We start from the raw sequence: 4,356 nt of genomic DNA on the forward strand, positions 1-4,356 counted from the left end.
GCCCAGGTGCTCGGCGAGAACTGCAGCCCGCCGTGGTAGCCGTTGCCCGTGTTGATCCCCCAGTTGCCGCCGGCCTCACACTGGGCCAGACGGTCCCAGTCGGAGTCCGGGGCCGCGTTGGCGGCCGGGGCGAGGGCGAGCCCCGCGGCGGAGAACGCGGTGCCCGCGAGGACGACCTTCACCGCCGTCCTGGGCGCGGAGGCGGTGGCGGCAGCGCGGTGGCGTCCGGTGTTCGAGGTCATATACGCGTCAGTCCTTTTCACTCTGTGCCTACGGGGTGAGCTGTCGGGTTCGGACGAGTGCGCCCGGCCGCCTGCGGCGGCTTGACCCCAAGGCGACCTGTGGTCGCCGGCCCGAGGTGGGCCCTGATCGGGTCCCCCGTCCCCGCCCGGTAACGGTCAATGTCGCATCGGCCGCAGGGCGGGGTTCGGTGGTGCGTCCGATGCCAACTCGCTGACGAGTCTGCCCCGAACAGTAGCGGCTTGATGCCGGATCGTCACCATTCTGAGATAGAACCAGGTCACACAGGAGGGCGGGAGGTGACGTTATCGGCTTGTTACCTGGAACTTCGCGAGAGGGTGGGTTCCGTCACACCCTGGGCGGCCGGGAGCCGAGAATCGCGTACAGCAGCCCCAGGAGGAACCCGACCGGGGTGAACACCATCGCGCCGAGGTACAGGAAGGTGGGCGCGTCCCGATCCAGGACGAACGGGGTCAGTGCGGCGAGGACGGTGAACACCACACCGACGGCGAAGACGACCAGCGCCGCGATGAACAGGCCGCGGCGTCTGGGCCGGACCGGGGCGGGCTCGGCCGCGTGGGGTGCCCAGGGGTCGGGGTCGTCGGCTGGGGGTCGGGCGTCGGAGGTCACACGGGGGAGGCTACCGGCCCGGCGGGGGCGCCGGGCCACCGCCTCGGCGAGGGTAGTCTCGAGTCATTCGTGGTGGATGTCGGTCGCACGTGTGCGCGATCGTGTGGAGAGGTGGTTCGCGGTGCCCAGTGGCAGGGTCAAGTGGTACGACGCGGAGAAGGGTTTCGGTTTCCTGTCCCACGAGGGCGGGGAGGACGTCTACGTCCGGTCGGACGCGCTCCCCGACGGGGTGGACACGCTGCGGCCCCGCCAGCGCGTGGAGTTCGACATGGTCTCCGGTCGGCGTGGCCCCCAGGCTCTGCGGGTGGTCGTCCACGAGGAGCCCACCGTCGTGCAGGACCGTGCCCCCCGCGGCGGCCCACGGCACTCGCCCGATGAACTGCACGGGATGGTCGAGGACATGATCAAGGTCCTCGAGACGACCGTCCAACCCGAGTTGCGGCGCGGCCACCGTCCCGACCACAAGGTGTCGGGTCGCGTGGCGTCGGTGCTCCGCGCCGTCGCCCGCGAACTGGACGCGTGACCCGCCGGCTCAGTCCGCGTAGGTGATCCCGACGGACCACTCGCCGCTGAGGATCGTCTCGGAGCCGTCCGCCGCGTAGACCAGGGCGACCGCGCGGAGCGCCAGTCCCTCGATCCGTCCCTCGTCGGGGAGGGTGACCGGGATGAGTAGTTCGCCGGGGCCGTCGGGTTCGAGGGTGTATTCGCGGAACCCGTCCGCGCGGATCTCGTAGACGTCGAGCGTGGCGCGGCGCAGTTCCACCGGCAGCCGCACCGTGAGGGTGTGTTCACCGGTGACCGTGAACTCACCCACCGGGTTGGTGTAGCTCGTGCCGTCGAGGTCCGTCGCGGCGAACGGCAGTACCTCCACGTGGTCGCGGTCGGTGGCGACGGTGATCGCCGGCACCGCCCCGTGACGTGAGGCGGAGCCCTGCCACGCTCCGACGATCGCGGCGACCATGATGATCACCCACGCCAGGATCGCCCAGGTGACTGGGCGGACGCGGGTGCCGGACGCGGGGGCATCGCTGTGAGAGCTCACTCCTCCATTCTGCCGAGCAGGCGCGCGCCGAATGCACGGGGGTCACGTGGCGCTCCGGGGAACCTGGGTCGGTTGCCGCCGAGCCCCGGTACCAGGGTGGACCCGCGCGCGGTCAGGAGCGACTGGCCGAACAGCAGGGCGCCCACGACCGAGATCACGCTGAAGCCCACGGTGAAGTCCGGCGGGAGGAGGACCCCCAGCGCACCGCCCGCGACCCACGCCAGTTGTAGCGCCGTCTCGGACCGGCCGAACGCGGAGGACCGTGCGGAGTCGGGGATGTCCGTCTGGATCGACGCGTCGAGCGCCACCTTGCCGAGCGCGCTGCACACCGCCGCCACCAGTGCGAGGGGGGCCGCCGCCCAGATGTTGCCGAGGAACGCCGCGACCACCGCCGCCGACAGCACTGCGCCCGCCGCCGTCGTGGTGATCCTGCCCGGTCGGCCCAGGGGGAGACGGGCGCCCACAGCATTCCCCAGGAAGGTGCCCAGTCCTCCCGCCGCACCGGCGATCGCGAGCATCCCGGCCTGTTCCGCCGCCGTGGCGTTCTCCTGGGCCTTGGCCACGAACGCGAGGAACAGGGTGAGGAAGCCGGTCATGAACCGGACCATCGACACGGCCCAGAGGTTGGCCAGGACCTGACGGCCCAGCGGCCGGGTGAGAACGGCCTTGAGCCCGCTGACGAGCGGGCGGCCCCGGTCCACGCGCAGGGTCGCCGACTCCTCGTCGAGCGAGGCCTCGGCGTGTGCGGGGATGGTCATCGCGATGTACGCCGTCACCAGCGCCACCGCGGCGAGCAGCCACAGGGCCGCGTCGGAGCCCCACACCCACGACACGGCACCGGCGAGGGCCCCTGCGATCAACGACCCGCCCACGTGGCCGAGCACCGTCAGCCGGGAGTTCGTCCGGACCAGGTCGAGCGCCGGCGGCAGGACGTGCGGGGTGATCGACGCCTTGACCACGCCGAAGGTCTTGGACAGCACGAGCATCCCCAGCGCGAGGGGATACAGCAGCCAGGAGTCGAAGTTGAGCGCGAGGATCACCGCGAGCACCGCCCGCAGGGTGAAGGTCAACGACACCGTGAGGCGCCGCCCGCTCCGAAGCCGGTCGAGGGCCGGTCCGATCACCGGGGCGATCAGCGCGAACGGGGCGACCGTGACGAGGAGGTACAGGGCCACGTTGCTCCGCGACTCGGCGGTGGCGGCGGAGAAGAACAACGTGTTGGCCAGGGCGACGGCGAGGATCGCGTCGCACGCGAAGTTGGCGACGGTGACGTAACTCAGCTGCGACAGGCCCGATCTGTCGGCCCCGTCGGCGTGGAAGACCCGCCGGACGCCCCGGCCGACGGTGGCCGCGGCTCGACGAGTCGGCCCGGGGGAGCGGTCAGCCAATGAGGCGCACCTCGTACATCGTCGGCCACAACTTCCCGGTGAGCAGCACGTTCTCCGAACCGGGGAGCGCGGCGATCCCGTTGAGAACCGCCTCGCGGCTGGCCGGCCGGGGTCGCTCGAGCGCCGAGGCGTCGTAGATGGCGGTGACCGCGCCGGTGGCGGGGTCGATGCGGATGACCTCGTCCGTCATCCAGACGTTGGCGAGGACGGTGCCGTCCGCGCACTCGAGTTCGTTGATCCGGACCACGGGTGTGCCCCCCGAGGTCACCGAGACCGTGCCGGTGGGCTCGAAGGTGACGGGGTCGCGGAAGGTCAGCTGGTCGGAGCCGTTGCTCATGATCAGCCGTTCGCCGTCGTGACACAGGCCCCAGCCCTCGCCCACGTACGGCACCTCGGAGCGCACCTCGAGGGTCCGGGGGTCCCGATTGTGGGCGATCCCGTTGGTCCAGGTCAGGGTCCAGAGGGTGTGCGGGGTGACGGCCAGGCCCTCGCCGAACTCGTCGTCCGCCATCCGCACGGACACGGTGGGCGGGCCGCCGGCGAGCGGGCGGCGCTGCACCTGCGAGCGGGTGAACTCACCCGTCGACTCGTAGATCTCGTCGCCCACCACCTGCAGACCCTGGGTGAACAACTCAGGATCGTGCGGCAGGGTCCGGACGACCTCGACCGAACCCCGTACGGGCCGGGGCTCGGCCGGGCCCACCGGCACCTGTCCGCCGGCCGCGTCGCCGGACCCGGAACCGGAGCCGGTGGGCATGCTCGACGACGCGAGGGAGGCGCCGGGGGACGTGGCGCTCCCGGCGTCGTCGGAACCGGTCGCGGTACACGCCGCGACGGCGCCGACGAGTGAGAGGGAGACCGCGAGAGGGCCGAGGGTGCCGAGGACGCTGCGCATGCGTCAAGGATGCCGTACTACGGGCCGGACCGCGACGCTGTCGCGATGACGCGCATAATGGGTGGGGTGAACACCGAGGTAGGCACGGATCAGGAGGCGGACCCCGTGAGCACCGATCAGGCCTCGGGCTTCGACGAGGCCCTGCGCGAGAGACTGGCCTC

Annotated in this window: 6 protein-coding genes and 1 riboswitch; of the genes, 1 reads left to right on the forward strand and 5 read right to left on the reverse strand. The window is 71.6% G+C overall.

Annotated features, from left to right (window positions below; genetic code table 11):
* A partial coding sequence (locus tag G6031_RS17030) for a transglycosylase family protein (protein ID WP_182653907.1) occupies positions 1-242 on the reverse strand: 242 nt, incomplete at its 3' end.
* An 11-nt stretch (positions 243-253) separates the two neighbouring features.
* A riboswitch (cyclic di-AMP (ydaO/yuaA leader) is annotated at positions 254-410 on the reverse strand.
* Between the two features lie 178 nt (positions 411-588).
* Positions 589-870, reverse strand: coding sequence for a hypothetical protein (locus G6031_RS17035; protein ID WP_182616131.1), 282 nt, complete (start codon positions 868-870; stop codon positions 589-591).
* 121 nt (positions 871-991) lie between these two features.
* On the opposite strand from G6031_RS17035, the gene G6031_RS17040 reads away from it, so the two are divergent.
* Entirely contained in the window at positions 992-1,393 is a 402-nt protein-coding gene (locus G6031_RS17040) for a cold-shock protein (protein WP_179524659.1), read from the forward strand.
* A 9-nt stretch (positions 1,394-1,402) separates the two neighbouring features.
* On the opposite strand, the gene G6031_RS17045 is transcribed toward G6031_RS17040, so the two are convergent.
* From G6031_RS17045 to G6031_RS17055, 3 genes are read right to left on the reverse strand one after another with little or no spacing between them, the layout of a single operon-like run.
* Complete coding sequence (locus G6031_RS17045) at positions 1,403-1,912, reverse strand: DUF2771 family protein (protein ID WP_179524660.1); 510 nt, start codon at positions 1,910-1,912, stop codon at positions 1,403-1,405.
* The gene (locus G6031_RS17050; protein ID WP_182653908.1) at positions 1,909-3,300 is read right to left on the reverse strand and encodes an MFS transporter; all 1,392 of its coding nucleotides are present in this window, start codon (positions 3,298-3,300) and stop codon (positions 1,909-1,911) included. The genes G6031_RS17045 and G6031_RS17050 overlap by 4 nt, the downstream gene beginning before the upstream one ends.
* Entirely contained in the window at positions 3,293-4,195 is a 903-nt protein-coding gene (locus tag G6031_RS17055) for a glutaminyl-peptide cyclotransferase (RefSeq protein ID WP_182653909.1), read from the reverse strand. Before G6031_RS17055 ends, G6031_RS17050 begins: the two co-directional genes overlap by 8 nt.
* Positions 4,196-4,356: the final 161 nt, after the last annotated feature.

Source organism: Dietzia sp. CQ4 (assembly GCF_014145125.1).
In the GTDB taxonomy this organism is placed as follows: Bacteria; Actinomycetota; Actinomycetes; order Mycobacteriales; family Mycobacteriaceae; genus Dietzia; species Dietzia natronolimnaea.